This window comes from Acinetobacter sp. UBA6526, from assembly GCF_002434875.1.
GTDB classification, from domain to species: domain Bacteria; phylum Pseudomonadota; class Gammaproteobacteria; order Pseudomonadales; family Moraxellaceae; genus Acinetobacter; species Acinetobacter venetianus.
In genome coordinates this window covers 1-2,981 of record NZ_DJLC01000157.1, presented here as the reverse complement: position 1 = coordinate 2,981, position 2,981 = coordinate 1, and the positions used below count along the sequence as shown (strand labels likewise).

Annotated in this window: 3 protein-coding genes; all 3 read left to right on the top strand. The window is 38.6% G+C overall.

Annotated elements, in window-relative coordinates:
• A partial coding sequence (locus tag B4237_RS10845; protein ID WP_286943074.1) for a DegT/DnrJ/EryC1/StrS aminotransferase family protein occupies positions 1-593 on the top strand: 593 nt, incomplete at its 5' end.
• Between the two features lie 137 nt (positions 594-730).
• Positions 731-2,605, top strand: a complete 1,875-nt coding sequence (locus B4237_RS10840) for a polysaccharide biosynthesis protein (RefSeq protein WP_004882105.1) — start codon at positions 731-733, stop codon at positions 2,603-2,605.
• 13 nt (positions 2,606-2,618) lie between these two features.
• A partial coding sequence (locus tag B4237_RS10835) for a sugar phosphate nucleotidyltransferase (RefSeq protein ID WP_286943071.1) occupies positions 2,619-2,981 on the top strand: 363 nt, incomplete at its 3' end.

Here is a 2,981-nt window from a genome sequence, read left to right as displayed (position 1 = left end):
TGGTCACCACGAATGATGAAGCGCTTTGGAAAAAAATGTGGTCTTATAAAGATCATGGTAAAAGCTATGACAGCGTTTATAACAAGCAACACCCGTCAGGTTTTCGTTGGTTACATGATTCATTTGGAACCAATTGGCGTATGATGGAAATGCAGGCAGTGATCGGTCGTATTCAACTGACACGTATGGCAGAGTGGACACAGAAACGAACTGAGAATGCAGAAAAAATTCTAAAAACTTTTGCCGATTCTCCATATTTTACAGTTCACTTACCTTCGAATGATTATGTTCATGCGTATTATAAATGCTATGTACAAGTCAATTTGGCTGCATTACCTGAAGGTTGGTCACGGGACAGAATCATGCAAGAGATTAATTCTCAAAATGTGCCTTGCTTTAGTGGTTCTTGTTCGGAGGTGTATTTGGAACACGCTTTTGATAATACGCCGTGGCGCCCTGAAGAGCGGTTGGAAAATGCCCAGCAACTTGGTGAGACAAGTTTAATGTTTTTGGTACATCCGACACTAAGTGAAGATAGTATTACAAAAACAGTAGTGGCTATTCAGAACGTGATACAAGCAATTGATGATTAAATTATTGAGTAATATCCAGAATCAGAGTTTATAATTAATCCCTGATTATGGAATTAAAAATGTATGAGGCATTTCGACTTTTTAAAGTGAAGTGTCTATAAAGATAAAACTGTTAAAGAGTTGTTTAGAAGATCATTGTGAAAAAGATTATTCATCAATTTGCCTCTGCGCCAAGATTATTTAAGCAAATATTCCTTGTTATCTTGGATGCTTTAGCTTTTCCAGTGATCTTATGGTTGTGCTATGTCATTCGTTTGTTTGATTTGGGTGCCAAAATTATCCCAGGCATTGATCATGGGATTTTGCTTGTCACCTTAATTGCAATTTTGAGTTTGGCAATCACGGGTGTTTACCGCTTTATTGTTCGAACCTTTAATGAAGTATTTATTGTTAAGTTAGCGATCGCTGTTAGCTTGAGCATGATCGCGCTCTACACCCTGAGTACGTGTACACAAGCTTATATTCCAATGTCCATCCCATTTATGTTTGGATTTATGATGTTTGCTTGGGTTTGGATTAGCCGAGCTTCTATCCGTTTTATTATTAAGGCTTCATTTTATTCAGAAATTGGTCGGAAACGTATTGCGATATATGGTGCAGGTGATGCTGGACAACAAATGGCCGCTGCCTTGCATCGTTCAGATGATCATTTACCAGTTTTCTTTATAGATGACTATGCATCATTACAAGGCCAAATCGTTGGTGGTTTAAAAGTATATTCTGTTGAAAAAGCATTACAGCGGTTTGAGAAAGATCGGATCGAGGAAATTTTACTGGCACTTCCTTCGGTTGGTCGCGTAAGAAAGACAGAAATTATTCAGCAGTTTGAAAATGCGCATCTAAAAATTACTGAATTACCTGGACTGACTCAACTGGTTGATGGGGAAATTCAAATTTCAGATATCCAAGAAGTTGATATTATTGACTTGTTGGGGCGTGATCCAGTTCCTCCTATTTCACATCTACTCGCAAAAAATATTCAAAATAAAATTGTGATGGTGACAGGTGCAGGCGGCTCTATTGGTTCTGAATTATGTCGTCAGATCATCAAAAATAATCCTAAAATGTTGGTGTTATATGAATTAACAGAATTCGCTTTGTATGACATTGAAAAAGAGTTGAGACAGACAGCGAATTGCGAAATTATTCCAATTTTAGGAACAGTACAAGACCAACAAAAACTAGAACGCATTATTGAACAGTACCACATTCAGACGGTTTATCATGCAGCTGCTTATAAGCATGTACCACTCGTTGAGTGTAATCCAATCGCGGGATTGAAAAACAACTCGATTGGTACAGCAAATAGCCTGAATGCCGCTATTAAAAATGGTGTTGAGACTTTTGTTTTAATTTCTACAGACAAAGCTGTACGTCCAACCAATGTGATGGGTGCTTCAAAACGAATGGCTGAACTATACTGCCAAGCAGTTGCGGATACACAACCCAATACCCAAATTAGTATTGTTCGTTTTGGTAATGTGCTTGGGTCTTCAGGCTCTGTTGTACCATTATTTAAGCAGCAAATTGCACGTGGTGGACCGATTACCGTAACCCATCCAGACGTTACACGTTATTTTATGACGATTCCTGAAGCGTCTCAGTTGGTGATTCAGGCAGGCGCACTCGGGACGGGAGGAGATGTATTTCTGCTTGATATGGGTGAGCCTGTACGTATTCAAGATTTGGCTCGACAAATGATCAAGTTAAGCGGGTTAACTGTACGTGAAGCTGGATCTTTAGATGGCGATATTGAAATTGCATATAGCGGATTGCGTCCAGGTGAAAAACTGTATGAGGAATTATTGATTGATCAAGAAAATACAGAATACACAGAACATACTCGTATTTTACGGTCTTTTGAGAAACATTATCCATTAGCTGAAATTCAATTGATTTTTGATAGAATTAATCAAATGACTGCGGTCGAACATGACGTTGATTGGGCATTAACCCAGCTTGAATATTATGTTGATGGCTACAAGCGTAGTGATGAAGTTAGAGTGAATTAAACTGAGAAATTAAATGATTAAGAAAGCAATTTTGCCTGTCGCTGGTCTTGGAACTCGTTTTTTACCAGCGAGCAAATCAATTCCAAAAGAAATGGTGACTGTGGTTGATCGCCCAGCAATTGAATATGTGGTGCGTGAAGCAGTTGAAGCAGGCATTGAGCAGATCATTTTGGTGACTCACTCATCAAAAGCATCGATTGAGAACTATTTTGATCGTAATTTTGAACTTGAAACGATATTAGAACAAAAGAAGAAGTTCGATTTACTGAAAGAAATCACAGATATTTTACCGATGCATGTTACCGTGATTAGTGTACGCCAACCGCAACCATTAGGTTTGGGACATGCGGTTTTATGTGCCAAAAGAGCCGTTGGT